The sequence below is a fragment of the Ruegeria sp. CDSA241 genome (assembly GCF_059611265.1).
The window spans coordinates 332,684-356,507 of sequence record NZ_JBXWPF010000001.1 but is presented as its reverse complement, the minus strand read 5'-3'; the positions used below and the strand labels follow the sequence as shown (position 1 = coordinate 356,507).

Sequence of the window (23,824 nt, the reverse complement as noted above, 5' to 3'; positions counted from 1 at the left end):
AGGATTCCTTGATTTGCTTAAAAAATAGGCACATATGTAATCTATTGAATTTAAACAGTAAAAATTTCTACACATGGCAAGTGTATGAAAAAAAAGACATTTTTGTAACGGATTGATAACAGAAATGAGAGCGGTGCAAAACTTCCAGCACCAAACGTTATTCCACGCCCAGAACATCCGGTGTCTGCCATCCCAAATGCTGTCCGCCATCCACGCAGAGAATCTGGCCGGTGACCGCATGAGCATCCAGGAAATACCCAAGTGCAGCGGTGATGTCAGAGGGGTTTGACCCACGTTCCAGAATGGTGTTGGCGCGCTGTGCTTTGAAGTGATCTTCGGATTGCCTGTGACCCTGCATCGTCGGTCCCGGTCCGATGGCATTGACGCGGATCGCCGGGGTTAGCGCCTGAGCTGCAGTACGGGTCAACGCCCATAGCCCCATTTTGGCGACGGTGTAGGACATGAATTCGGGCGTCAGTTTGCGGACCCGCATGTCGACCATATTAACAATCAGGCCCGTTGCCAGCGGCTCGCCCGCATCATCGGTTTCTGGTTCCAGACCCTGTTCAGCCATCGCCTGAGTCAAAACGAATGGCGCCCGCAGGTTGCTGTTCATGTGGCGGTCCCAGCTTTGCCGTGTGGCCGTGTGGATGTTGTCGTATTCAAATATCGAAGCGTTGTTGACCAGGCAGGTAATGGGTCCGCCCAGTGCCTCGGATGCGCGTGGCAGCAGGGCAGCCACGCTTGCTTCTTCTAACAGGTCGGCCTGCAGAGCTACCGCATTGCGGCCCAGGGCCCTGATTTCAGCGACAACCTTAGATGCCTCTTGTTCAGAGGAGGCGTAATGGACTGCCACGTCGTAGCCACGCCCGGCCAGATAAAGGGCCATTGCCCTACCAAGGCGAATTCCGGCACCGGTAACTAGGGCTCGGGTCATGCGGCCTCTCTTTGTGTCACACCAACAAGGAAATAACGTAAACCGCGTAAAGGCTTGTCAACAGAATTCCCCATCCGCGGGTGATATCCCGTTTGAAAAATACAAAGGGGACCAAAAGGAGTGATGCGCCCAGCATGACCCAAAGATCAAATCGCAGGAATTCTGGATCAACAGGAATGCGCCCAAACAGGGTTGCAATGCCGACAATGGCCAACAGATTGAACATGTTGGACCCGATAACATTGCCCAATGCGACATCGGCTTGTCGGCGCAGTGCAGCCATAACAGTGGTCGCCAGTTCCGGCAGGGAAGTTCCCACCGCTATAAGTGTCAGTCCGATTACAGTCTCGCTGACGCCGTAAGTGCGGGCAATGATTGTAGCGTTGTCGACCAGAAGATGTGCGCCCATCGGCAGGCCTATCAGTCCGAGCACCAGGTAGACTGAAATCTTCCAATAGGGCATGTCTGGATCGGCTTCTTCCAGGCCATCAAAATCGTCATCCTCGGCGCAGGCTTTGCCACAGGCCTTGCGATGGGCATGGGCTTCTCTGAAGGCGGTCCATAGAACAAAGCTGAGAGCAGCCAGCAAAATCGCGCCGCTGAACAGGTTGAACACGCCGCAGAAGGCAAGGCCGATGAACAGAACAGTTGCCAGCAACATGAACACATAGTTCTTGCGGCTGTCACATTCGCTGGTGTGCAGCGTGGCAAGCAGCGCAGGCAGGCCCAGCACCAGCAGGATATTGGCCGTGTTCGACCCCACAACGTTACCCAGGGCGATGCCCGGTGCGTTTTCCTTAATTGCACTGATTGCAATCAGAAGTTCTGGCGCCGAGGTGCCGAATGCCACGATCGTCAAACTAACGATCAACGCCGGTACTCCAATCCGCAGGCTGAGGTTCACGGCACCGCGTACCAGCGCATCCCCCGCCAGCAACAGGATCAACAAACCGAGACCGGATAACAGCCATGCCGTCATGCGCGGCCTCCTTTTTCGCAGGCACAGGGACCTTTACCGATCCTGAACCGATGACAGCGCGGGCATCTTGCGGATTGTAGTTTTTTCTGCCCCGGGAACCGCAGTTTGCCGAACATTGCCAGGACGCCCATGGCAATCAAAAAGAGGGTCACGATCTTGATAATCACGTTACAAACCGAAACGTGCGTATGCGGCACGCTCCTCAAGTCCGGCAACCGCGTCCTGTGCCAAGGAGGCGCCGAACCGTGACCAGAATGGCTTGCGCAGCCCGTAACGGCGGAATTTTACTTTATCGCCAAACCGGTCCTGCATTTTGGGTTTGAGATGACCGATGCCGTCGATCAGGCCAAGTTCATGCGCGCGGCGTGCCAGCCAGACTTCGCCAGTGAACAGATCAGCACCCGTTTCAAGCTTTGCCCCGCGTCGTGCTTTGACATGAGCAGTGAAGTTCTCGTGGATATCGCGTAACAGGCCTTCAAGCCTTGCGACATCTTCAGGTTTTTCCGGGGCAAAGGGATCCAACATGGATTTCGAATGGCCCGCCGTGTGCACTCGCCGTTCGAAACCCTGCCTCTCAAGGAAAAGATGTGCGCCGAACCCCGAAGAGATCACGCCAATCGAACCCAGTACCGAACTGTCATCGGCGTAAATCTCATCAGCTGCCGCTGCCAACCAATAGCCACCCGAAGCTGCCACATCCTCGACAAATGCGAAGACGGGAACATCCAGTTCTTTCGACAGACGCTGAATGCGCGCACCGATCAATGAACTTTGGACCGGGGATCCGCCGGGCGAGTTGACTTCAAGCGCGACGGCGGCAGGTTTGCCTTTGCGAAATGCTTTTTCGAGAACCGGTGCCAGAGTTGTGTCAGACATCGACCCGCGCCCGGACATGCCGATTGCACCCGATAAGCGCACGACCGAAACGGTTGGCTGTTTTTTGAGAAACGGCAGGCTGACCTTCATGGGTGCCGATGTAGAGTGCGCCCACGCGGTAAACAAGGGAGCGGCTGACCGTTATCGGTCGCGTGGACGTATTTACTGAAGGTGATGGGCAAAAATGCAACGCCGTCCACGGCCTAACTCCGGATGCGCCAGCCAGTTTTGAAGATCCATCCGATGATGCCCAGACACACGCCGGTAAACGCCAGTATGGCCAAAAGGCTGAACATGATCGGCACATCGGCCAGACCGTAAAACGACCAGCGAAAGCCCGAGATCAGATAGACGACCGGGTTGAACAGGGTGATGGTCTGCCACAGCGGGGGCAGCATCGAAATCGAATAAAAGGTACCGCCCAGAAAGATCAGCGGTGTCACCACGAGTTGCGGAACCAAAGACATCTGCTCGAAATTGCTGGCCCAGATGCCGATGATGAAGCCCAGCAAGGAAAAGCTGAGGCAGGTCAGGACCAGAAATGTCACCATGGCAAGCGGGTGTTCAATACGCAAATCCACAAAGAATGCAGAGGTCACAAGGATCACGACACCCACAAACAGCGACTTTGTCGCCGCCGCTCCGACATAGCCGATGACGATCTCGATGAAATTCACCGGCGCCGAAAGAAGCTCATATATCGTTCCCAGAAACTTTGGGAAATAGATCCCGAAAGAGGCGTTCGAGATCGACAGCGTCACAACAGATAACATGACCAGCCCCGGAACGATGAACGCGCCATAGGATACGCCTTCGACCTCTTGAATCCGGCTGCCAATCGCCGTGCCAAAGACAACGAAATACAGCGATGTCGACAGGACCGGAGATATGAAGCTTTGCGCAAGGGTGCGGAAGAACCGGGCCATTTCGAACCGGTAGATGGCAGTAATGGCGGACCAGTTCATGTGGCTTCTCCCGACACCATATTGACAAAGATCTCTTCAAGGCTGGACTGACGCGTTTGTACATCGCGTAAAATCAGTCCGGCCTCGGCCACATCGTTCAACAGGGTGGTGATGCCAGTGCGGTCGGCATTTGTGTCGTAGGTATAAACCAGCGCGTCACCCTTGCCATTCAGTTTGAGATTGTGTGTGGCCAGACTGTCGGGGACGGTTTGAATGGGCTGGGTCAGCATGACTTCGATCTGCTTCTTTCCCATCTGCGCCATCAAAGTGTCCTTGTCCTGAACCAGTAGCAGTTCACCCTTGTCGATGACGCCGACACGGTCGGCAATGGCCTCGGCCTCTTCGATGTAGTGGGTGGTTAGAATGATGGTGACACCGGCCTGCTTCAACTCGGCCACGATTTCCCACATGTCTTTGCGCAGTTCGACATCAACACCTGCGGTCGGCTCGTCCAGAAACAGAACACGCGGCTCGTGTGCCAGCGCTTTTGCGATCAGAACCCGACGTTTCATACCGCCCGATAGTTCTTTGATCGCGTTTTTGCGTTTTTCCCACAAAGACAATTTGCGCAGAATTTCTTCGATACGTGCGTTGTTCTGCCCAAGCCCGAACAGCCCGCGCGACAATCGCACAGTGTTCCAGACCTTTTCAAAGGGTTCGAGCGCGATCTCCTGCGGAACCAAACCGATCATCCGGCGTGCTGCGCGAAAATCAGTCTGGATATCGTGGCCGCCGACGGTCACGCTTCCTGAGGTTGGCGTCGTTATTCCACACACCGTCGAAATCAGCGTGGTCTTGCCTGCACCGTTGGGACCAAGAAGAGCCAGGATTTCTCCCTGCTCGATGTCCAGAGACACGCCCTTTAGCGCCTCAAAACCTCCGGCATAGGACTTTCGCAAATCCCTGATGGACAGAATTGTTGTCATGCGCCTCCCCCGTTCTGGCGGCGACACTACCCTGCGAGTCAGCCACAGAACAGGCCCAATTCACACATTTTGCTCAGCTTTCCAATTGGCCTTTCCAGTCCGGGCTTGCATTTCCTGGCTGGCCCCGAAACCCTGCGCGGGCAGGAGGACTGGTATGTTAAGTGGAATTCGGATCATCGAAATCGAGGGCCTGGGCCCCGGTCCCTTTGCCGCCATGCTGTTGGCCGATCTCGGTGCAGATGTGATCACCATCCACCGCAAGGGGCAGGCCGCGACTCCGGGCATGCCCGAACAGTCAGTTCTGGATCGGGGTAAGCGCTCGATCAGCCTGAACCTCAAAGACCCGGCCGATCTGGATGTGGCCCGGCGCCTGATCGCCACGGCTGATGCACTGATCGAAGGGTTTCGACCCGGTGTGATGGAAAAGCTGGGCCTTGGCCCTGATATCTGTCGCGATCTGAACCCAAAGCTGATTTATGGCCGTATGACGGGTTGGGGACAGGACGGCCCCTTGTCCAAGAATGCCGGGCACGATCTGAACTATATCGCACTGTCCGGGGCGCTTTGGTATGCGTCGCAACCGGACCAACCGCCGCAAACCCCGGCCACTTTGGTGGGTGATATCGGTGGCGGTGCCATGTATCTGGTCGCGGGCATTCTGGCCGGATTGCTGAATGCGGCACGCACAGGAAAGGGCACGGTCGTGGACGCCGCTATTTATGACGGCTCGGCCCATATGATGAACCTGCTGATGAGCCTGCGCCAAACCGGAAACCTGTCAGATACTCGCGGACACAGCCTTCTGGACGGTCCCCATTGGAGCCGAACCTATGCCTGCTCTGATGGTGGATTTGTGGCGGTGCAGTGCCTGGAGCCGAAATTCTATGCCGAGTTCCTGCAGATATTGGACCTGTCTGGCGATCCCGAATTTCGGCAGCAATATGATGCTTCCACCTGGCCCGCGCTGACCCGGCGGCTGGCTGAAATCTTTGCTGGCAAACCACGTGATCATTGGGCGGCGCTGTTTGCAGCAAGTGACGCCTGTGTTGCACCGGTGCTCAACCCGTCCGAAGCGCAGAACCATGCCATGAACACAGCACGCCAGATCTGGCTTGCCCCCGACGGTATGCTACAGGCCGCCGCCGCGCCGCGGTTTTCCGAGCGGGAGTGGAAGCCCAGACCCAGCCCGCGCCGCGGAGATCATACACAAGACATACTGGCCGAGCTGGACGCCCGACCCAAAGCCTAGCGGTTGCGCACTGCGTCGATCATACGCTGAACGTTGTCGGGATCGGCATCGGGCGTGATGCCATGACCCAGATTGAAGATATGCGGCCCTTTGGAGAATACATCGACAATCCGCCGGGTCTCGTCCACCAGCGCTTGACCGCCGGTCACCATATGCGACGACGCCAGATTGCCTTGTACGCAACCATCCACCTGGACATGCTCGGCGCCCCATTCCGGCGAGACCGAATTGTCCAGCGCGACGCAATCAACCCCCGTGGTTTTGGCGAACCCGATATAGCCATCTCCGGCCTCTCGCGGGAATCCGATCACCGGGATGCCGGGGTGACGTTCCTTGATGGCCTGGGTGATTACGCGGCACGGCTCGACCGCATATTTGCGGAACGCCTCACCCTTCAGCGATCCGGCCCAGCTGTCGAATATCTTGACTACCTCGGCGCCTGCCTCGATCTGGGCTGAAAGATATTCGATCGTGGCCAGCGTGATCCGGTCCAGCAGCGCTTCGAACAGCGCAGTATTCCCCTCGCGCAGCGCATGGGCGGGGCCTTGATCCGGGGTGCCGCGTCCGGCGATCATGTAGGTCGCCACTGTCCACGGCGCGCCAGCAAAACCGATCAAGGTTGTCTCGGACGGCAACTCCTGTGACAGGATGCGCACTGTCTCATAGACTGGCGAGAGTGTTTCGTGGATATCCTCGACCGATTTCAGCGCATCAAACTCGGATTGCTGCGTGATGGTCGACAAACGCGGGCCTTCACCGGTGACAAACCAAAGATCCGCACCCAGCGCCTGTGGTACCAGCAGGATATCCGCAAACAGGATAGCTGCATCGAACCCATAGCGACGGATCGGCTGCAATGTGACCTCGGCCGCAAGCTCGGGATTGTAGCACAGAGACAGGAAATCCCCGGCCTGCGCGCGCGTTGCACGATATTCTGGCAGATACCGTCCGGCCTGGCGCATCATCCAGATCGGAGGCACATCCTGCACCTGTCCTGCCAATGCCCGCAGCAGTTTCTTTGTTTCGGCCATCTGTGCCCCCAATCGTCTGGTTTGTGGCAACGGGTCTTCCTTCGGCGGCAATTTGTCAAGCTCTGCCCCCATTGTCAGGGCAATGTGACGCGACTAAAGCTGTGTCCATGACATTGACCCTGCCTTCACCCGCCTCACCGCTGAAAATCGGCACCCGTGGTTCGCCCCTGGCGCTGGCGCAAGCCTATGAAACCCGGCAGCGGTTAGGCACAGCCTTTGATCTGCCCGAAGATGCATTCGAAATCGTGGTGATCAAGACTACCGGCGACAATCGCGCGATGATCGACGCTGACCGCCCGCTGAAAGAGATCGGCAACAAAGGCCTGTTCACTAAGGAAATCGAAGAAGCGATGCTGCGAGGTGATATCGACATCGCTGTGCATTCGACCAAGGACATGCCGGTCGAACAGCCCGCGGGTCTTGTGTTGGACACGTTCCTGCCGCGCGAAGATGTGCGCGACGCTTTTATTTCGCCCAGCCTGAACTCTATTCATGACCTGCCCAATGGCGCGGTGGTTGGCACCTCGTCTTTGCGCCGCCGGGCTCAGCTGTTGAACCGGCGCCCTGACCTGAATGTGGTCGAGTTCCGTGGCAACGTGCAAACGCGCCTGAAGAAACTGACCGATGGCGTAGCGGATTGCACGTTTCTGGCGATGGCAGGTATCCGGCGCCTGAATATGGACGACGTTCCCGCAACTGCTATCTCGCCCGAGGATATGCTGCCCGCTATTGCACAAGGTACAATCGGTATCGAACGCCGCAGTGACGATCCCCGTGCTGCAGGGATGTTGGAGGCAATTCATCATAGCGAAACCGGGTATCGACTTTTGGCCGAGCGCGCCTTGCTGGCCGCGCTTGACGGGTCCTGCGAGACTCCGATTGCCGGGCTGGCTGATATCAGCGGTGGCATTCTGCGCCTGCGCGGAGAAGTCCTGCGCCCGGACGGGTCTGATTCTATCGCCGAAGACGCCACTGGCGTGATTGGTGATGGTGCAGAAATGGCGCGCGCAATGGCCGAAAAACTACTGACAAAGGCCGGCCCCGGGTTCTTTGATTGGAAGAATTGAAGATAAATTTATTTAATGTGAACTAGTTCACTGTCGCGCTCTCAAAGATCAGGCATTAAGGATGCACACCGATTGAGAAATCGGGTTGGTCTCGAAGAAGTCGAAAGTTTTTGTTAGTCTGTCCATTTTTAAGTGGTATTCGAGGGGGCGAGACCAAACCCCGACATTCAGTCAGTAAGGGCCGCTGTCTCATTAAGACGGCGGCCCGTTTACTTTTGGGTGTCTCAAATAGCCGCGACGTCTTGAACCGCTTGCACAATCGCAGCCCGCTGGTGAAGCGATGTCAGTACATATAATTGCCTGTCTTCAAGACTGGATGCGCGGGGCAGTGGAATGATCCTCGTGCCAAGGGGCTAGAAAATCCGTCGCATTTTCTTATCCGGTGTAAAGTGCAAGCGTTGATAGTACCTGTAAGAGGCGTAGAGTGCTTCAGCACACCGCTTCATTGTGACGATTACCGGAGACCAAGATGGCCGAGACTTTCGACGAAGATCTGTTCCTCAGAGGGCTGGAGCAACGCAAAAGCACCCTGGGCGCGGAATATGTTGAGAAAAACCTGGCCGCCGCCGACGATTTTACCCGGCCGTTTCAAGAGGCAATGACCGCTTGGTGCTGGGGTTTCGGCTGGGGCGACGATGTGATTGACGCCAAGACCCGGTCAATGATGAACCTGTCCATGATCGGCGCGCTGGGCAAGATGCACGAATGGGAACTCCACTGTCGCGGCGCCATCAGCAACGGCGTCAACAAAGAAGAAATCCGGGCCATTATTCACGTGATCGGCATCTATTGTGGCGTGCCGCAGGCGCTGGAATGCTTTCGTGTCGCGCGCAAGGTTCTGGACGAGGCAGAAACAACCTCTGAGACATGATCATGAATTGAACTGTGCCCAAGCTGCATCAAGCTGAAGGGATTTTCGGGCCCGGTTTGGCAGGTGTCTGAAACACACAACGGGGCCCTATATTTTCGGGTGTCGCAAGTTGCCGATTCCTCTGGTTCTCTTAGTCCGCGTTGTTGATCCGGCCGCGTAATTCTTCGGCCTCCTGCCGCGCGGCGCGCAACCCGTCCATGGCAGCGCCCAGTTCCGCCTCGGTCTGGGTGAGCTGATTGGTTAGCTCGGCCTCACGCTGTTGCAGATAGGTGATGGCCTGATCGCGGGTTTCTTCGGCCTCATGCAATTCCTGGCTCATGCGATCCAGATCGGCGACGTCGCTTTGGCGAACACGAGACAGACGATGGGCCAGCCAGTTGGCGAACCACCCCATGCAGAAGGCTGCGAACAGGATGATGGCGGTGGCAATGATGAATTCGATTCTGTTCACTTACTGATCCCCTGCGCCGGTATCTGCGGCGTCTTCTGACGTCTCTGTCTCGGCCTCCAGCGCCTCAAGCCCAGTCTCGGAATTGGCAATGGGTTCAGGCCGGATCAGGCGAAATTCAATGCGACGGTTTTCTTCTCGGCCTGCCTCGGTATCGTTGTCTGCGATCGGTTGCGTTTCACCATATCCCACGGCCGAGTAGCTTGACGTTGGGATGCGGCGTCCGCGCAACTCATTCAGGATCGACTGAGCCCGCGCCTGGCTGAGTTGCTGGTTCATCTCTTCGCGGCCCTGACTATCTGTATGGCCCTGAATTTCAATCCGGATGGGGCCGCATTCGCGCAGAATCTCGGCGATCTGATTGACGGTATCGCGTGAATCCGCGGCAACCGTGGCCGATCCCGGTTCGAATGCGATTTTGCTGCTGGCCTGAACCTCAGCAAGCTGGTCTTCGCACAGCTCTGGGTCGGGCAGGCTGTCTGCGGGTTTCGGCGGCTCTTGATAGGTGATCGAAAGGGTGAAACCTTTGGCATCCCCAAGCTTTTCCGACAGCAATCCGGCGATACGGGCTTTGGCGTCCGGGTCGTAGCTGACCCCGCTGAGAGAAACGTCGTCAGGGGTAACAGTCAGAGCGCCGTTATGCAGCAGAGACAACGCTTCCAGCCCCGCCAGAACACGCACCGGCCAGTCTGCGGGTAAGTCGGAGGCGATGCGGGTGGCGGTATAAACCTGTTCCGATCCAAATGCCGCGCGGGCAAAACTGTCGGCCATGTCGCGCGATGTCTCATTGCTCAGACGACCGCGCATTTGGACCAGCCCTTCGGGGCTGCGCGTGGTCGAGAACTCGGGGGGGCCGGTGGATTCGGCGGTTTCGGGTTCGGGCAGGACGGCGTGCAGGGCGAAAACCTCGGGCAGCGCATTTTCCAGCTCGCCCACCACACGGTCAAAGACCCCAGCCTCTGTTCCTTGCGCCGCCACCAGCGTGATATCCGCATCCGAAATCGTGACCGAACCCTGACCAATCTTGGACAGGGCGCGAATGCTGAGCGTTGCCGCTTCGGGCCAACGGGGTGAGGGCACGCCCAAACCGATTGTACAGTTAAACGGACCAGCAAGGCCTGCTTCTTTGGCAGCAGCGACGATGGCATCCCGCGCTTTTTCATTCTGGGCCGAGCAGGCATCGAACTGGCCGCCGTTGGCATCAATCAGGTAGCGCAGTGTAAAGGGGGTGATTACGGGGCGCGGAGCCGAGATCGACAACCCGATTCGCAAACTGGGAGGTGCAGCGCGGGTCAGGCTCTGTTCCAGTCGTTCTTTTTCCCGCAGGCTGTCTGCAATGGCGGTGATTTTCACCAAACCGGGGCTGGCCGATATTTTGGCACGCGGCAGGCGGGTCAACGCTTCGAGCGCATAGTTCAACGCGTCGTCCCAGCCTTCGGGTATAGGGTAATCCGCCGTTTCCATCAGGTCCGAAACGGTGTCGCCGTCCATCCGGCGCAACCTTTCGATCAGCTCGCTGCGGTCTTGGCTTGCGGGTATCAGACCAATAATCGAAATACCGCTGTCGTTTCGCAAAATTTCAGCGGAAAAGCGCGGTGCTGCCAGTTGCCGGGTGGGGGCGACCTGCATGTCGTCAATAACGCGTGAGGTATCAACCTCGGTCCCGGCTGCGGTCAGCGCATTGAACCGCGTTGCTTCGTCAATGGCTATGCCGGTCAGGACAACGCGCAGGCCATCGGATTCGACTTCGGCCCAGTCATGCCCTTTTAGGTCAAGCGCACGCCGCACGGCGAGTTCCGACGCTTCTTCAACTTTGGTTACCGCATATCCTGCGGCCACAAGCGATAGGCTGGCCGAAACGAGGAATATCAGGGAGGCAGCTAGGAAATAGGGCAGGCGCATGTGCGGGCAGACGACTCCTGAAGTTATTGAGCAGGACTCTTACAGAGGCCCGCGCCGAGGTGCAATCAGAGCAACCCAGCAATGCAAAGGAAGATCAGCGGAATAAGGCCGGTATCCCGGTTGGCCCGGAAAAGCTGCAGCAATTTGGCGTTGTCTTCGGTGTCCAGCCCGCGCAGTTGCCACGTCATATGCCACCCCATTGCCCAAGGTCCCGCCAGTGCAACGAACATGGCTGTAATCGGCTCCTGCCCTGTCATGGCGTCGATAATGGCCAGCGCCATCAGGGATACGGTTGCGGCCAGAAAATACTTCAACCACCGCGCGGTATCTGCGCCGAACAGGCGGGCGGTGGATTTGATACCGATCAGCTCGTCATCTTCGGCGTCCTGATGCGCATAGATCGTATCATAGAACAGCGTCCAGGCGATGCCACCCAGGTACAGAGTGATCGCCGGCCCGCCGACCGTTCCGGTATGCGCGGCCCAGGTCAGCAGGATGCCCCAGTTGAAGGCCAGTCCCAGAAATACCTGTGGCCACCAGGTGAACCTTTTGGCGAAGGGGTAGACAGCGACGGGCAACAGGGACAGCACGCCCATGGCGATGGCGGCCTGGTTGAAACTCAGCAGAACCAACAATGCCAGCAGGCATTGCAGCACCATCCAGATCGCGGCCTGCCGAACACTGACCTGCCCAGAAGGGATCGGGCGCGACCGGGTCCGTTCCACTTTTGCATCAAAGTCGCGGTCCGAAATGTCATTCCAAGTGCAGCCCGCGCCGCGCATCAAAAAGGCACCGATGGCACAACCGATGGCGATCCAGAGGTCCTCCCACCGCGGGGTGCCGTCGCTGAGGATGGCCAGCGTCAGTCCCCACCAGCAGGGGATCAGCAGCAGCCATGTGCCGATAGGCCGATCAGCCCGGCTCAGCCGCAGGTAAGGGCGCGAGAATTCCGGCGCATAGGTGTCGACCCAGTTGCCGCTGACCGCATCAGCGACCTGACCGTCTGGTGTTGGCGCATTGCCTTGCATATGTAAGGTCTCATGAGTGCAAAGATCAGACTGTATGTAGAGCACCCTTTGGGTCCGGGGCAATCGGTAGAATTGACGCGCGAGCAGGCACATTACCTGTTCGGTGTCATGCGCCTGGCTGTGGGGGGGCAGGTTGCCTTGTTTAACGGACAGGACGGAGAATGGCAGGCCGAAGTGGCCGAAGCGGGAAAGCGTGGCGGTGTACTGACCTGTGTCGAACAGACCAAACCGCTGCAACGGCCACCTGACCTGTGGTTCCTGTTCGCCCCGATCAAAAAGGCACGCACCGATTTCATCGTTGAAAAGGCGGCGGAAATGGGTGCGGCGCGGATCATGCCGGTGCAGACAGAATTCACCAATTCCGAACGTATCCGTCAGGACCGCTTGCAAGCCCACGCGGTCGAGGCCGCCGAGCAATGCGGCGGTACCTTCGTGCCCGAGGTCGCCGATCTGCAGCGGCTGGACCGAGTTCTGGATGGCTGGCCCGAGGGGCGTCAACTGATGTTTTGTAACGAGGCCGAGGTCGGCTCGGCCCTGCGCCTGGCGGCGCATGAAAAGGGGTTGCCATGGGCGATCCTTATCGGACCCGAGGGCGGCTTTTCCCAACGTGAACGTACCCGGCTGACCGCCTTACCCTATGCCCATGTCGTCAGTCTTGGCCCGCGTATCCTGCGCGCGGATACTGCAGCCGTTGCGGCTCTGACCATGTGGCAGCAGGCGCTGGGGGACTGGTCATGATTTGGCGTCTCGCGCAGGAGGCGGATGTACCGAAGATCGACCAGTTTCTAATGCGCCACATTCAGACGTCGATGTTCCCCTTGGCCAATCTGCGTGATTTTGGATTGCGGGGCACGGACCGACGTGCCGTTAATATCTGGGTGTTGGGCGACGATCCCCGTGCGGCGTTCTCCATCACGAATGAGGGCATGGTTTTACCGCAATGTCCCGATTGCACAGATGAAGAACTGGCCGCTGCGATTGATCTGATCCGGGGGCGTGCCTTGTTCGGAATGGCGGCTGAGGCAACACAGGCCCGCCGGATCATGCGTCTTGCGGGGTGGGAGGATCGGCCGGCAACGCTGAACAGCGATGAACCGGGTTTCACGCTGGATTTGGAACAGCTTGCTATTCCGGATGCCACAAGCGCAGAATTGGTGCCTTTAGGTGCGTTTGATCGTGAAATCGTCGAAAGGTGGCGGTCTGACTACCTGATCGAAGCAATGGAATTCAATTCGTCACGAGCGCAAAAACAGTCTGGCTTGGATTGCGACGCCTATACCGCACGTGATTCTCATCGTGTGTTGCTGGTCGACGATCGGCCTGTCGCCATGACTGGTTTTAACGCGTGCTTGCAAGAAGTCGTGCAGATTGGTGGGGTCTTTACACCTCGTGAAATGCGCGGCCGTGGATATGCGCGTCTGGCCGTCGCGCTGCATCTGGAGGAGGCGCGCCGTACGGGTGCGAAACGCGCGGTTTTGTTTGCGGCTTCCGATTCCGCTGCGCGTGCTTATATCGGTATCGGTTTTCAATCCGCGGGGCAGTACTCGCTCATCCTGTTCATAAACCCAGAGGATACCGCATGAGTTTCATCCGACCCGAAGCGAAACTGGCCCTGTGGCGCTGGCGCGAAGTGCTGGTTGCCGGTGTCATTCTGTTGGTTGGCCTCAGCTGGATCAGCGGCCCGGGTGGGTTGCTGGGCTGGTTGGGCTGGGTTTTGGTGGCGGTGTCGGTTGCACTGGCCGTGATCGGGGTTCAGCGCGCCAGGTTTCGCACCGGCGTCGGTGGCCCCGGAGTTGTGACCATCGACGAAGGCCAGATATGCTATTTTGGCCCGCTGGACGGTGGCATGGTAGCGACGCGGGAAATCGAACGGTTGGCGTTGGATCCATCCTCGAATCCGGCGCATTGGGTGTTGGAACAGCCTGGCCAGCCGACGCTTCACATTCCTGTGAATGCCGAAGGGGCCGAAGCGCTGTTTGACGTGTTCTCGGCGCTGCCGGGGTTGAAAACAGAACATATGTTGTCGGAATTGAACGGTGGGGCCGTACATCCCGTAGTAATTTGGGAGCGTCAGTCGATGCGCCCTGCGCATATGCGGTTGCATTGACACCGCCCTCGTTTGCGACCACGACTGACCAACAAGACAGACACATCAGGATCGGAGCACGGTTCATGTCCATCCCCCAGTCCGGCGGCGGACCGATCGAACGCCACGAGCAACTTGCCGAATATCTGGAAGCGGGCTGCAAGCCCAAAGCCGATTGGCGTATCGGAACCGAACATGAAAAGTTCGGCTATTGTAAAGACTCACTGAAACCGCTGCCATTCGAAGGCACGCGGTCGATTGTGGCGGTGCTTGAAGGGCTGCGCGACCGGCACGGCTGGGCCGAGGTGCGCGAAGCGGGCCACCTGATCGGCCTGGAAAAAGACGGCGCCAATGTCAGCCTTGAACCGGGCGGTGCACTAGAGCTGTCGGGCGCGCCGTTGGAGACGATCCACGAGACCTGCGACGAGGTGAACACCCACCTGCGCGAGGTTAAGGATATCGCTGATGAAATCGGCGTGGGCTTTATAGGTCTGGGCGCGGCCCCGATCTGGACCCATGAGCAGATGCCTCTGATGCCCAAAGGCCGTTATCGGCTGATGAACGATTACATGGAAAAAGTAGGCTCCATGGGCCGCGCCATGATGCGGCGCACTTGCACGGTTCAGGTCAATATCGACTTTGGGTCCGAGGCAGACATGGTGCAGAAACTGCGCGTGGCGCTGGCTTTGCAGCCTGTGGCGACTGCGCTGTTCGCCAATTCGCCATTTTTTGAGGGTAAGCCCAACGGCCAGAAAAGCTGGCGCAGCCATATCTGGCGGCACCTGGACGATGCGCGCACCGGCATGCTGCCCTTCGTGTTCGAAGAGGGCTTTGGGTTCGAGCGCTACGTGCAATACGCGTTGGATGTGCCGATGTACTTTGTCTATCGCGATGGCCAGTATATCAACGCGCTGGGCATGTCCTTCCGCGATTTCCTGCAGGGCAAACTGCCCGCGCTGCCGGGTGAAACACCTACCCTGTCCGATTGGGCCGATCACCTGACCACCGCCTTCCCCGAGGCGCGGATCAAGAAATTCATGGAGATGCGCGGCGCAGATGGTGGCCCGTGGCGGCGTCTGTGTGCGCTGCCTGCCTTCTGGGTTGGCCTGACCTATGATCAGGGCGCGCTGGATGCGGCCTGGGATCTGGTCAAGGGCTGGGATGCTGAAACGCGCGAGGAACTGCGCGTTCAGGCAGCCGTCAATGGCCTGCAGGCGCGGGTTGGCGACATCAACATGCATGATCTTGCCCGCGAAGTGGTTGCGATCTCGGAAAGTGGTCTCAAGGCCCGGGCCTATCCCGGCGCAGGTGGTCTGGTTCCCGATGAGACGCATTTCCTGAACGCGCTGAAGGAAAGCCTCGATACCGGCAAGGTTCCGGCGGATGAGTTGCTGGAACACTACAATGGTGACTGGAACGGCGATCTGACCCGAATTTATCCCGAATACAGCTATTGACCCACCGGGTCCCGCTTGCATTCGCGGGGCGGGGCCGATAGCAGGTTGGCGACCAAATTCAGAGGGCGTCATGGACGATCTTAAGGCAAAATATCTGGGGCAGATCGCCGAGGCGGGCGATGAGAACGCGCTTGAGGCGATCCGCGTCGCCGCCGTGGGCAAAAAAGGTGAAGTTGCGCTGAAGATGCGCGAGCTGGGCAAGATGACCCCCGAGGAACGTCAGGTCGCAGGCCCCGCGCTGAACGCCCTGAAGGATGAGATCAACTCGGCCCTAGCCGCCAAGAAAGCCGGTCTTGCCGATGCCGCGCTGGACGAACGTCTACGGACCGAATGGCTGGACGTTACCCTGCCGACCCGCGCGCGCCGCCAAGGCTCGATCCACCCGGTCAGCCAGGCGACCGAGGAGCTGACCGCGATCTTTGCCGAACTGGGTTTCTCGGTGGCCGAAGGGCCGCGGATTGAGACCGATTGGCACAATTTCGACGCGCTAAACATCCCCGGCCACCACCCCGCGCGGGCCGAGATGGACACGTTCTATATGCACCGTGCCGAGGGCGACGAGCGCCCGCCGCATGTGCTGCGCACCCATACTTCGCCGGTCCAGATCCGCTCAATGGAGCTGCAGGGTGCGCCGATCCGCATCATTTGTCCGGGCGGCGTTTATCGCGCTGACTATGATCAGACCCACACGCCGATGTTCCATCAGGTCGAAGGTCTTGCCATCGACAAGGACATCTCGATGGCGAACCTGAAATGGGTTCTGGAAGAGTTCGTGAAAGCGTTCTTCGAGGTCGACGATGTCGAACTTCGTTTCCGCGCCTCGCACTTCCCCTTTACCGAACCGTCGGCAGAGGTCGATATCCGCTGTTCCTGGGATAACGGTCAGCTCAAGATCGGCGAGGGCGACGACTGGATGGAGATTCTGGGCTCGGGCATGGTCCACCCCAAGGTGATCGCCGCCGGTGGAATTGATCCGGACGTCTATCAGGGCTTTGCGTTCGGGATTGGGATCGACCGTCTGGCGATGTTGAAATACGGCATTCCGGATTTGCGGGCGTTCTTTGATAGCGATCTTCGGTGGTTGCGGCACTACGGGTTTGCAGCGCTGGATATGCCGAACCTGCATGGTGGTTTGTCTCGGTAGGTGTATCCACTAGGCGTATATCTGGCTCGATACATCGAATGGTGGCGCCGCCGTGTAGCCAATGCTCCCTTTTTTGTGGATGGTTGGAATAATTGTTGCGGGAAACTTTCTTCAATATTTGGCTATCCGTTTCTTCGGATCGGTTTTTGCGTGGGCATTACCAATTGTAGGGCTTGCTCTACTGCCCGGCCTTTGGGCGTCTTTTTCGATTTTTTCAAATAAAATGAACCAAATGAAAGAGGCGCAAAGGCAAAAAGATATGGGTAAAAAACTCATTGATGAATACGCAAAACAAAAATCGAAGTAGTCTCCTCTGTCTAGTTCAGGCTTTGAATTGCAAAAAACTGGTGCGGAGCAAAGGCCGATAGGCCGCCGCGCCATCGCCAGACCGCCCGCACGGGCTGGCGATTTGTCTCAGCTAGCGCAACGCTCGAACAGCGCACGGATTTGGCTAAGATAAACTGCCCTCCACAGCCCAAGGATCGCCACCCCACGGTCTGGCGATAGCGCGGCTTGTTTCAGCCTCCCACGGGGTTGTGACGTGACTTCGTGCGCTGGCCGGGTAGGCTCCGAGTTATGTTCCGGATTCTGACCTGCCTGTTTTTCCTGATCCCGCTCCAAGCTGTAGCAAATGGCTGCCACGGCGACACAGCCTGCCCGCTGGGCGACCGTTCCTATCATGTGCTTGAACCCGATGGCTGGGACGGCGAAACCCTTCTGCCGGTATTGCTGCACTTCCATGGTTGGGCGCGGCAGGGGGATGTGGTGGTCAACCACGAAAGGATCGCAGGGGCCACCAAACTGCGCGGCGTGCTGCTGGTGGCCCCGAACGGGCGCGGCAAAAGCTGGGATTTCTGGACGTCCGACACTGATGACGTCCCCTTTGCGGATCGGGTGCTAGAGGATGTGGCGGCGCGCTATCCCATCGACCCGGATCGCATCTATGTCTCGGGCTATTCCTATGGCGGCGCGATGGCGTGGCGCTATGTCTGTCAATCCGGCAATGATATTGCGGCCCTGCTGGCTGTGGCTGGCAGCATTCGCCAGACCGAGGACTGCCCGCAGGCCCCGCGTCAGGTGCGACATGTGCATGGGTTGGATGACACGGTGATGGATTTTCCCTTGGGGCCGGGCGGGGACACGACCTATCCGGTGGCGTTGTGGAAGGCGAAGTTCGATTGCAACGGTGCAACCCCGCGTGGCGATTGGAGCGTGAAGCCTTTCCTGACCCTCAGCCGCGTGGAGTGGACCGATTGCGCGGAGGGGCAGGTCACGTTGGACACGCATCCGGGCGGGCATTTCATCCCGCATGGCTGGATCGGCTGGCAGTTGGATGAGCTGGCCGGGCGCACACCAGCCTATCCCTGACCCGTTTGACAGCCCCCTACATCCGGGGTCATCTGCGCAGGCCATCTGACCAAGGAGCCTTGCCCGATGAAACCCCTGCTGGTGACCGCCGCGATCCTGACCGCAACCTCTGCCCTGGCGCGCGACGCCTATCCGCCTGTTGATGTGTTGGTGCAAACGGACAAGTCCGTGATCGGAGAGCCACTGGAATACCCGGACGGCATGCCGCAGATCACCATGGCCATCATCACCATGCAGCCGGGTCAGGTGACCGGTAGTCACCGGCATAATGCTCCGCTGATGGCCTATGTGCTGGAAGGGGAAATCACTGTCGATTACGGCGCGGCGGGGACAAAGACCTACAAAACCGGTGATGCCTTTGTCGAAGCGTTCCGATCCCCGCATGTGGGGGAGAATATGAGCGAAAACATCGCGCGGATTTTGGCGGTGTTTGCCGGATCGGACAGCGTCGCCAACACAGTTGCCGCACAGTAGGCGATCATGTGGCACACGGCCTCTTTCCCCTTGTCTGAATATCCGTTACACGCGGGCTGACCCAAGATTATGCGGAATACGACCGATGAAATTCACCCTTTCCTGGCTCAAGGATCACCTGGACACTGACGCGTCGGTCGATGAGATCGCCGAAACGCTGACCGATCTGGGGCTCGAAGTCGAAGAGATCGTCAATCCGGCGGACCGACTGGCGGGTTTTACGCTGGGAAAAGTGACCTATGCCGAACAGCACCCTGATGCCGACAAGCTGCGGGTCTGTACGGTTGCGACGGATGAGGGTGATCTGCAGATCATCTGCGGCGCGCCCAATGCGCGCGAAGGCATCACCGTCGTGGTCTGCAAACCGGGCATGTATATTCCGGGCCTGGACATCACCATCAGCGTCGGCAAGATCCGCGGTGTCGAGAGCTTTGGCATGATGGCCTCGGAGCGCGAGCTGGAGCTGTCGGAAGAGCATGACGGCATCATCGAGCTGCCCTCGGGTGAGGTCGGCGATCAGTTCGTTGACTGGCTGGCCGAGAATGATCCCGCAAAGGTCGATCCGATGATCGAGATTGCAATCACCCCGAACCGCCCCGATGCGTTGGGCGTCGCCGGGATCGCGCGCGATCTGGCGGCACGCGGGGTCGGCACGCTGAAAGAGCGCGACTATGTGCCGGTGCCGGGCGATTTCGTCAGCCCGATCAAGGTGACGATTGATGATGACACGCTGGACGGAGCACCGCATTTCACCGGACGTCTGATCAAAGATGTCAAGAACGGCCCCAGCCCGCAGTGGCTGCAGGATCAGTTGAAGGCGATCGGCCTGCGTCCGATCTCGGCCTTGGTGGATATCACCAACTATATGACCTTCGACCAAAACCGTCCGCTGCATGTCTTTGATGCGGACAAGGTTCAGGGCAACCTGCGCGTACATAGGGCCAAGGGCGGCGAAAAGCTGGTGGCGCTGGACGAAAAGGAATACACGCTGCAACCGGGCATGATGGTGATTTCGGACGACAACGGCCCGGAATCCATTGCAGGGATCATGGGCGGCGAAGAAACCGGCTGTACCGAGGATACCGTGAACGTCTTCCTCGAAAGCGCGTTCTGGGATCATGTGCAAATTGCACTGACAGGCCGGGCGTTGAAAATCAACTCGGATGCGCGGTACCGATTCGAGCGCGGCGTCGACCCGGAATACACGCTGGAAGGATTGGAACATGCAACGCAGATGATCCTGGATATCTGCGGTGGCGAGGTCTCTAAAGTAGTTGAGGCAGGCAGAGCACCAAACCATGCGCGATCCTACAAGTTGGACTCGGCCCGGGTGCAATCGCTGGTCGGGATGGTCATTCCCGAAAGCGAGCAGCGCCAGACCCTGACCCGTCTGGGTTTCCGCCTTGAAGGCGAGATGGCCCATGTCCCCAGCTGGCGCCCCGATGTCATGGGCGAGGCTGATCTGGTGGAAGAGGTCGCACGAATTGCCTCCCTGACCAAGCTTCAGGGCAAGCCGCTGCCGAGGGTCACTGATGGCATTCCGAAACCGGTTATGACTCCCACTCAGCGCCGCCAGTCGATGGCGCGCCGCACCTGTGCCGCATTGGGTTATAACGAATGCGTCAGCTATACATTCATTGATCAGACATCCGCAGCGCTGTTTGGCGGTGGCGATGAAGCGACGCAGTTGGAAAACCCGATTTCGTCCGAGATGAGCCATATGCGCCCCGATCTGCTGCCGGGGCTGTTGCAAGCGGCGGCCCGCAATCAGGCGCGCGGCTATGCAGATGTGGCGCTGTTTGAAGTTGGCCCAGTTTTTCACGACGGCGAGCCAGGCGATCAGAAAATCCAGATTACCGGCCTGCTGGTCGGTCGCGACGGCCCCAAGGATGTGCATAGCGCCACACGCCCGGCGGATGTGTTCGACGCCAAGGCAGATGCCGAGGCCGTTTTGGCCGCCATCGGCGCACCCGCCAAGGTTCAGATCCTACGCGAGGGCGACGCCTGGTGGCATCCGGGCCGGCACGGCAAAATTTGTCTGGGTCCGAAAAAGGTACTGGGTGTTTTCGGCGAGTTGCATCCGCGTGTGTTGCAGGCGATGGACATCAAGGGCCCGGCGGTGGCTTTCACTATCTGGCCGGATGAGGTGCCTCTTCCGCGTAAATCCGGGGCGACCCGCGCGGCGCTGGAGCTGCGCGATCTGCAGGCGGTCGAGCGTGACTTTGCCTTTGTCGTCGATGAAGGCGTCGAGGCACTGACGCTGGTGAATGCCGCTGCCGGGGCCGACAAGGCGCTGATCGAGGATGTGCGCGTCTTTGATGAATTCATTGGCGGCAGCCTGGGTGAGGGCAAGAAATCTCTGGCCATCACCGTTCGGCTGCAGCCAACAGATGTGACCCTGAAAGAAAAAGACATCGAAGCGGTGGCCGAGAAGATCATCGCCAAGGTTTCCAAGGCAACGGGCGGCGTTCTGCGCGGCTAACGCGACCGTAATCCAAATGCAAAGCGCGCCCTTCGGCGCGCTTTTCTCGTTTCTCAGACGCCAGTGTTGCCGTGCTGCAACGTCCCTGCGTCCTGAAAATCCAGTGGTTGAGTGGAATCACCCCCTGGCCGTAAGTCCAGCCCCCTGATGCAATCACAATCCGGAGTCTGCCAGATGCCAGATCCCAGCCTCGCAAAAGCAATGCCCAAACCCTGATTGCCCGCCAACTGACCGGCGGGCCTGTTTCCCGTTGGAGAGTTGTCATGAAACGCCAAGACATCTCGATGATCCGGCAGATTCTGCCGGAAGAGATGCCATTCTACTATTATACCGATCGGCAAAGCCCCTGGTTGCTGTGCCAGTCGATGGAGGCCGAAATGTCGGTTTCGGATCTAAAGCAATCGGGGCTGTCCCGTTTGCTGGCGCGTCCTTTGCTGAAACCCATGATCGCGCGGTGCGGCGGGGTTTTGCGGCGGCACGATGTGCTGGCCGTGGCCCATGCGGATCGCGCCGTGCGTCTGAAGGGGCTAAGCCCTGCGGCGTTCCATGGTTTAGAAGCGGTCTATCAGTCCGAATGGCTGGATTTCTGCCTGAGCTTTGAGCGCTGGTCTGATGAACAAACCACGCGCAAGGCGCATAACCTTGTGGTGCAGTTGGGCTTCCCGACCGAGCATGCCGAGCTGTTGTGGAAATTCGAACAGCGCGCGGCGGCGGGTGCGTTCCAAAGCTGTTGGCACCCGGTACGCACGCATGGCCGTCCGACTCTGGCCTGGTGCCGCTTGGATATAGATTTAACAAGTGGCTATTGTCTGATTGAAGAAATTCAGTCCGACTGGTTGCGCTTTGTCGGCCATGCCCGGCGTCGACTGCAATGCCGGGCGCCCCGGTCGCGTGAGTTGCGTTTGACGCGTGAATACGAGCAGGCGCTGCAGCAGAAATGCGCGAAAATATGGGCCGAGGTCATGATGTTGGCAGTGTTGGTGCTGCTGCGCGACGAATTCGCCATTCGCGAAGTCTGGATGCACCAGCCAGAACCGGGCGCGCAGCTGAAAGGGATCACCTGGGGACGGTTGCCGCCTCGGTCGATCTATACCCGTTTGCCCCGCAGTTTCGGGTTCGAGCCAACATCCGAGATGCCGGGGTTTCTGGGAAGCAAGCAGCGCAGCGCGGCCCGTAAGGCAGTTCCCAACGGGCAGCCGGTGTTTTGGCGGCTGGCTTTCTGAGCCCCCCCCTTGGGTCAGGTCCATTTTGTCTTTAGGGTCGCCAATAAAATCAAAGGAGAAATCAATGGGCCTGAACGTCTACCTGTCCGGAGAGATACACACCGACTGGCGCGAGCAGATCATTGACGGGGCGAAAGGGTTGGACATTTCGTTCAACAGCCCTGTCACGGTTCACGAAGCCAGCGACGATTGCGGCGTTGCAATTTTGGGGTCCGAGCCAAACAAGTATTGGCATGACCACAAGGGTGCGATGGTCAATGCGATCCGAACCCGCAAGGGCATTTCAGACGCGGATGTCGTGGTCGTCCGCTTTGGCGATCAATACAAGCAATGGAACGCAGCCTTTGACGCGGGATATGCGGCGGCTTTGGGCAAGTCGATCATCGTAGTGCACGGGCCAGATCATCAGCACGCGTTGAAAGAGGTTGATGCAGCTGCCCTGGCTGTTGCTGAACATCCCTCGCAGGTGGTGGATGTGCTGCGGTATGTTTTGACGGGTAAGCTTCCAAGCTAAATGGATGGGGTGAGGTATTGCCTCACCCCACACGTGTTAACCTGGGGAAGGAATCTGCAGCCCGCGCTGAACGGCGGGACGCGCAAGAAACCGATCAAGATAAGATTGGAGATTTGAGTACTCATCCCAGCCAACAATGTCTCGGGCACCATAAAAATCCAACCCGCGCAGCCAGGGGACGATTGCAATGTCGGCGATCGAGTAATCCCCGGCGATCCATTCCTGGCCATCAAGTTGATTGTTCACGACATTCAACAGCCGCTTTGCCTCGTTGAGATAGCGCTCACGGGGGCGCGGATCTTCGATCTCTTTCCCGGCGAATTTGTGGAAAAAGCCAAGTTGCCCAAGCATGGGACCAATTCCACCCATCTGGAACATGAGCCATTGGGTAATGCGATGTCCGTCGCTTTGTGTCTGGCCCATGAATTTCCCTGACTTCTCGGCCAGATACAACAGGATCGCACCGCTTTCAAACAGGCCCAGGGGATGTCCATCAGGACCGTTCGGGTCAATGATTGCAGGGATTTTGTTGTTTGGGTTCAGCGACAGGAACTCGGAGCTTTTGACATCCGCATCCGCAAGCGTGACCAGATGTGCCTCGTAGGGCAGGCCGGTTTCCTCAAGCATGATCGAGGCTTTGACGCCATTAGGCGTCGGATAAGAATAGAGCTGAATGACCGAAGGGTCTTTGGCGGGCCATTTGTCTGTAATGGAATAAGACGCAAAATGTGTCATGGGGTCTCCTGAATAAGCCGATTGGGGAAAAATAGTTACGATTTCCCATAAAAACATACATT

24 protein-coding genes are annotated in these 23,824 nt (G+C 58.3%); 14 read left to right on the top strand and 10 right to left on the bottom strand.

The features are described from left to right. Nucleotides 1-157: 157 nt before the first annotated feature. From AC2FJV_RS01825 to AC2FJV_RS01805, 5 genes are all read right to left on the bottom strand, one after another. Entirely contained in the window at nt 158-937 is a 780-nt protein-coding gene (locus tag AC2FJV_RS01825) for an SDR family oxidoreductase (protein ID WP_271948592.1), read from the bottom strand. A gap of 16 nt (nt 938-953) precedes the next feature. Next, complete coding sequence (locus AC2FJV_RS01820; protein ID WP_142635277.1) at nt 954-1,916, bottom strand: calcium/sodium antiporter; 963 nt, start codon at nt 1,914-1,916, stop codon at nt 954-956. Between the two features lie 168 nt (nt 1,917-2,084). After that, nucleotides 2,085-2,882: a S49 family peptidase gene (locus AC2FJV_RS01815; RefSeq protein WP_496676722.1), complete on the bottom strand. Its 798-nt coding sequence runs from the start codon at nt 2,880-2,882 to the stop codon at nt 2,085-2,087. A 113-nt stretch (nt 2,883-2,995) separates the two neighbouring features. Next, nucleotides 2,996-3,757, bottom strand: a complete 762-nt coding sequence (locus AC2FJV_RS01810) for an ABC transporter permease (RefSeq protein ID WP_271948588.1) — start codon at nt 3,755-3,757, stop codon at nt 2,996-2,998. Further along, entirely contained in the window at nt 3,754-4,683 is a 930-nt protein-coding gene (locus tag AC2FJV_RS01805; protein ID WP_271948586.1) for an ABC transporter ATP-binding protein, read from the bottom strand. Before AC2FJV_RS01805 ends, AC2FJV_RS01810 begins: the two co-directional genes overlap by 4 nt. Nucleotides 4,684-4,837: 154 nt before the next feature. Between AC2FJV_RS01805 and AC2FJV_RS01800 the strand changes: the two genes are divergently transcribed. Beyond that, on the top strand, nt 4,838-5,932 hold the full coding sequence (locus AC2FJV_RS01800; RefSeq protein ID WP_496712314.1) for a CaiB/BaiF CoA transferase family protein: 1,095 nt from the start codon (nt 4,838-4,840) through the stop codon (nt 5,930-5,932). Here the strand turns inward: AC2FJV_RS01800 and hemE are convergent. Beyond that, nucleotides 5,929-6,963 carry a uroporphyrinogen decarboxylase gene (gene hemE / locus AC2FJV_RS01795; RefSeq protein WP_496689096.1) on the bottom strand — a complete coding sequence of 345 codons (1,035 nt, stop codon included), beginning with the start codon at nt 6,961-6,963 and terminating at the stop codon, nt 5,929-5,931. The two genes, AC2FJV_RS01800 and hemE, sit on opposite strands and share 4 nt — an antisense overlap. Before the next feature lie 107 nt (nt 6,964-7,070). Here hemE and hemC point away from each other — a divergent pair, with 107 nt between their 5' ends. After that, on the top strand, nt 7,071-8,030 hold the full coding sequence (gene hemC, locus AC2FJV_RS01790) for a hydroxymethylbilane synthase (protein WP_271948580.1): 960 nt from the start codon (nt 7,071-7,073) through the stop codon (nt 8,028-8,030). A 469-nt stretch (nt 8,031-8,499) separates the two neighbouring features. Then, a complete protein-coding gene (locus tag AC2FJV_RS01785) occupies nt 8,500-8,901 on the top strand; it encodes a carboxymuconolactone decarboxylase family protein (protein ID WP_496689092.1) in 402 nt (133 codons plus the stop codon). A gap of 130 nt (nt 8,902-9,031) precedes the next feature. Here AC2FJV_RS01785 and AC2FJV_RS01780 read toward each other — a convergent pair whose 3' ends face one another. The 3 genes from AC2FJV_RS01780 to ubiA all read right to left on the bottom strand — a co-directional run bounded on the left by AC2FJV_RS01780 (nt 9,032) and on the right by ubiA (nt 12,279). Further along, entirely contained in the window at nt 9,032-9,352 is a 321-nt protein-coding gene (locus AC2FJV_RS01780; RefSeq protein ID WP_142635291.1) for a hypothetical protein, read from the bottom strand. Beyond that, entirely contained in the window at nt 9,353-11,251 is a 1,899-nt protein-coding gene (locus AC2FJV_RS01775) for an OmpA family protein (RefSeq protein ID WP_142635292.1), read from the bottom strand. It abuts the gene before it with no gap. 65 nt (nt 11,252-11,316) lie between these two features. Next, complete coding sequence (ubiA, locus tag AC2FJV_RS01770) at nt 11,317-12,279, bottom strand: 4-hydroxybenzoate octaprenyltransferase (protein ID WP_496676706.1); 963 nt, start codon at nt 12,277-12,279, stop codon at nt 11,317-11,319. A gap of 12 nt (nt 12,280-12,291) precedes the next feature. Here ubiA and AC2FJV_RS01765 point away from each other — a divergent pair, with 12 nt between their 5' ends. From AC2FJV_RS01765 to AC2FJV_RS01715, 11 genes are all read left to right on the top strand, one after another. Beyond that, a complete protein-coding gene (locus AC2FJV_RS01765) occupies nt 12,292-13,017 on the top strand; it encodes a 16S rRNA (uracil(1498)-N(3))-methyltransferase (RefSeq protein ID WP_496712312.1) in 726 nt (241 codons plus the stop codon). Further along, on the top strand, nt 13,014-13,862 hold the full coding sequence (locus AC2FJV_RS01760; protein ID WP_496693532.1) for a GNAT family N-acetyltransferase: 849 nt from the start codon (nt 13,014-13,016) through the stop codon (nt 13,860-13,862). Before AC2FJV_RS01765 ends, AC2FJV_RS01760 begins: the two co-directional genes overlap by 4 nt. Then, nucleotides 13,859-14,386 (top strand): hypothetical protein, encoded by a 528-nt coding sequence (locus AC2FJV_RS01755; RefSeq protein ID WP_496712310.1) that lies wholly within the window; start codon nt 13,859-13,861, stop codon nt 14,384-14,386. The genes AC2FJV_RS01760 and AC2FJV_RS01755 overlap by 4 nt, the downstream gene beginning before the upstream one ends. Nucleotides 14,387-14,451: 65 nt before the next feature. Next, the gene (locus tag AC2FJV_RS01750; RefSeq protein ID WP_496696530.1) at nt 14,452-15,822 is read left to right on the top strand and encodes a glutamate--cysteine ligase; all 1,371 of its coding nucleotides are present in this window, start codon (nt 14,452-14,454) and stop codon (nt 15,820-15,822) included. A gap of 70 nt (nt 15,823-15,892) precedes the next feature. After that, nucleotides 15,893-16,966 carry a phenylalanine--tRNA ligase subunit alpha gene (gene pheS, locus AC2FJV_RS01745; RefSeq protein WP_281995269.1) on the top strand — a complete coding sequence of 358 codons (1,074 nt, stop codon included), beginning with the start codon at nt 15,893-15,895 and terminating at the stop codon, nt 16,964-16,966. 79 nt (nt 16,967-17,045) lie between these two features. Next, on the top strand, nt 17,046-17,273 hold the full coding sequence (locus AC2FJV_RS01740; protein WP_496693533.1) for a hypothetical protein: 228 nt from the start codon (nt 17,046-17,048) through the stop codon (nt 17,271-17,273). Nucleotides 17,274-17,542: 269 nt separating this feature from the next. After that, a complete protein-coding gene (locus AC2FJV_RS01735) occupies nt 17,543-18,334 on the top strand; it encodes a CE1 family esterase (protein WP_496693534.1) in 792 nt (263 codons plus the stop codon). 66 nt (nt 18,335-18,400) lie between these two features. Beyond that, on the top strand, nt 18,401-18,808 hold the full coding sequence (locus tag AC2FJV_RS01730; RefSeq protein WP_496712307.1) for a cupin domain-containing protein: 408 nt from the start codon (nt 18,401-18,403) through the stop codon (nt 18,806-18,808). A gap of 85 nt (nt 18,809-18,893) precedes the next feature. Beyond that, the gene (gene pheT / locus AC2FJV_RS01725; RefSeq protein ID WP_496712303.1) at nt 18,894-21,290 is read left to right on the top strand and encodes a phenylalanine--tRNA ligase subunit beta; all 2,397 of its coding nucleotides are present in this window, start codon (nt 18,894-18,896) and stop codon (nt 21,288-21,290) included. 263 nt (nt 21,291-21,553) lie between these two features. Continuing rightward, complete coding sequence (locus AC2FJV_RS01720; protein ID WP_496712301.1) at nt 21,554-22,513, top strand: hypothetical protein; 960 nt, start codon at nt 21,554-21,556, stop codon at nt 22,511-22,513. A 64-nt stretch (nt 22,514-22,577) separates the two neighbouring features. Then, the gene (locus AC2FJV_RS01715; RefSeq protein WP_271948554.1) at nt 22,578-23,027 is read left to right on the top strand and encodes a YtoQ family protein; all 450 of its coding nucleotides are present in this window, start codon (nt 22,578-22,580) and stop codon (nt 23,025-23,027) included. A 36-nt stretch (nt 23,028-23,063) separates the two neighbouring features. Here the strand turns inward: AC2FJV_RS01715 and AC2FJV_RS01710 are convergent, their stop codons facing one another. After that, entirely contained in the window at nt 23,064-23,762 is a 699-nt protein-coding gene (locus AC2FJV_RS01710) for a glutathione S-transferase family protein (RefSeq protein ID WP_281972595.1), read from the bottom strand. Nucleotides 23,763-23,824 lie beyond the last annotated feature (62 nt).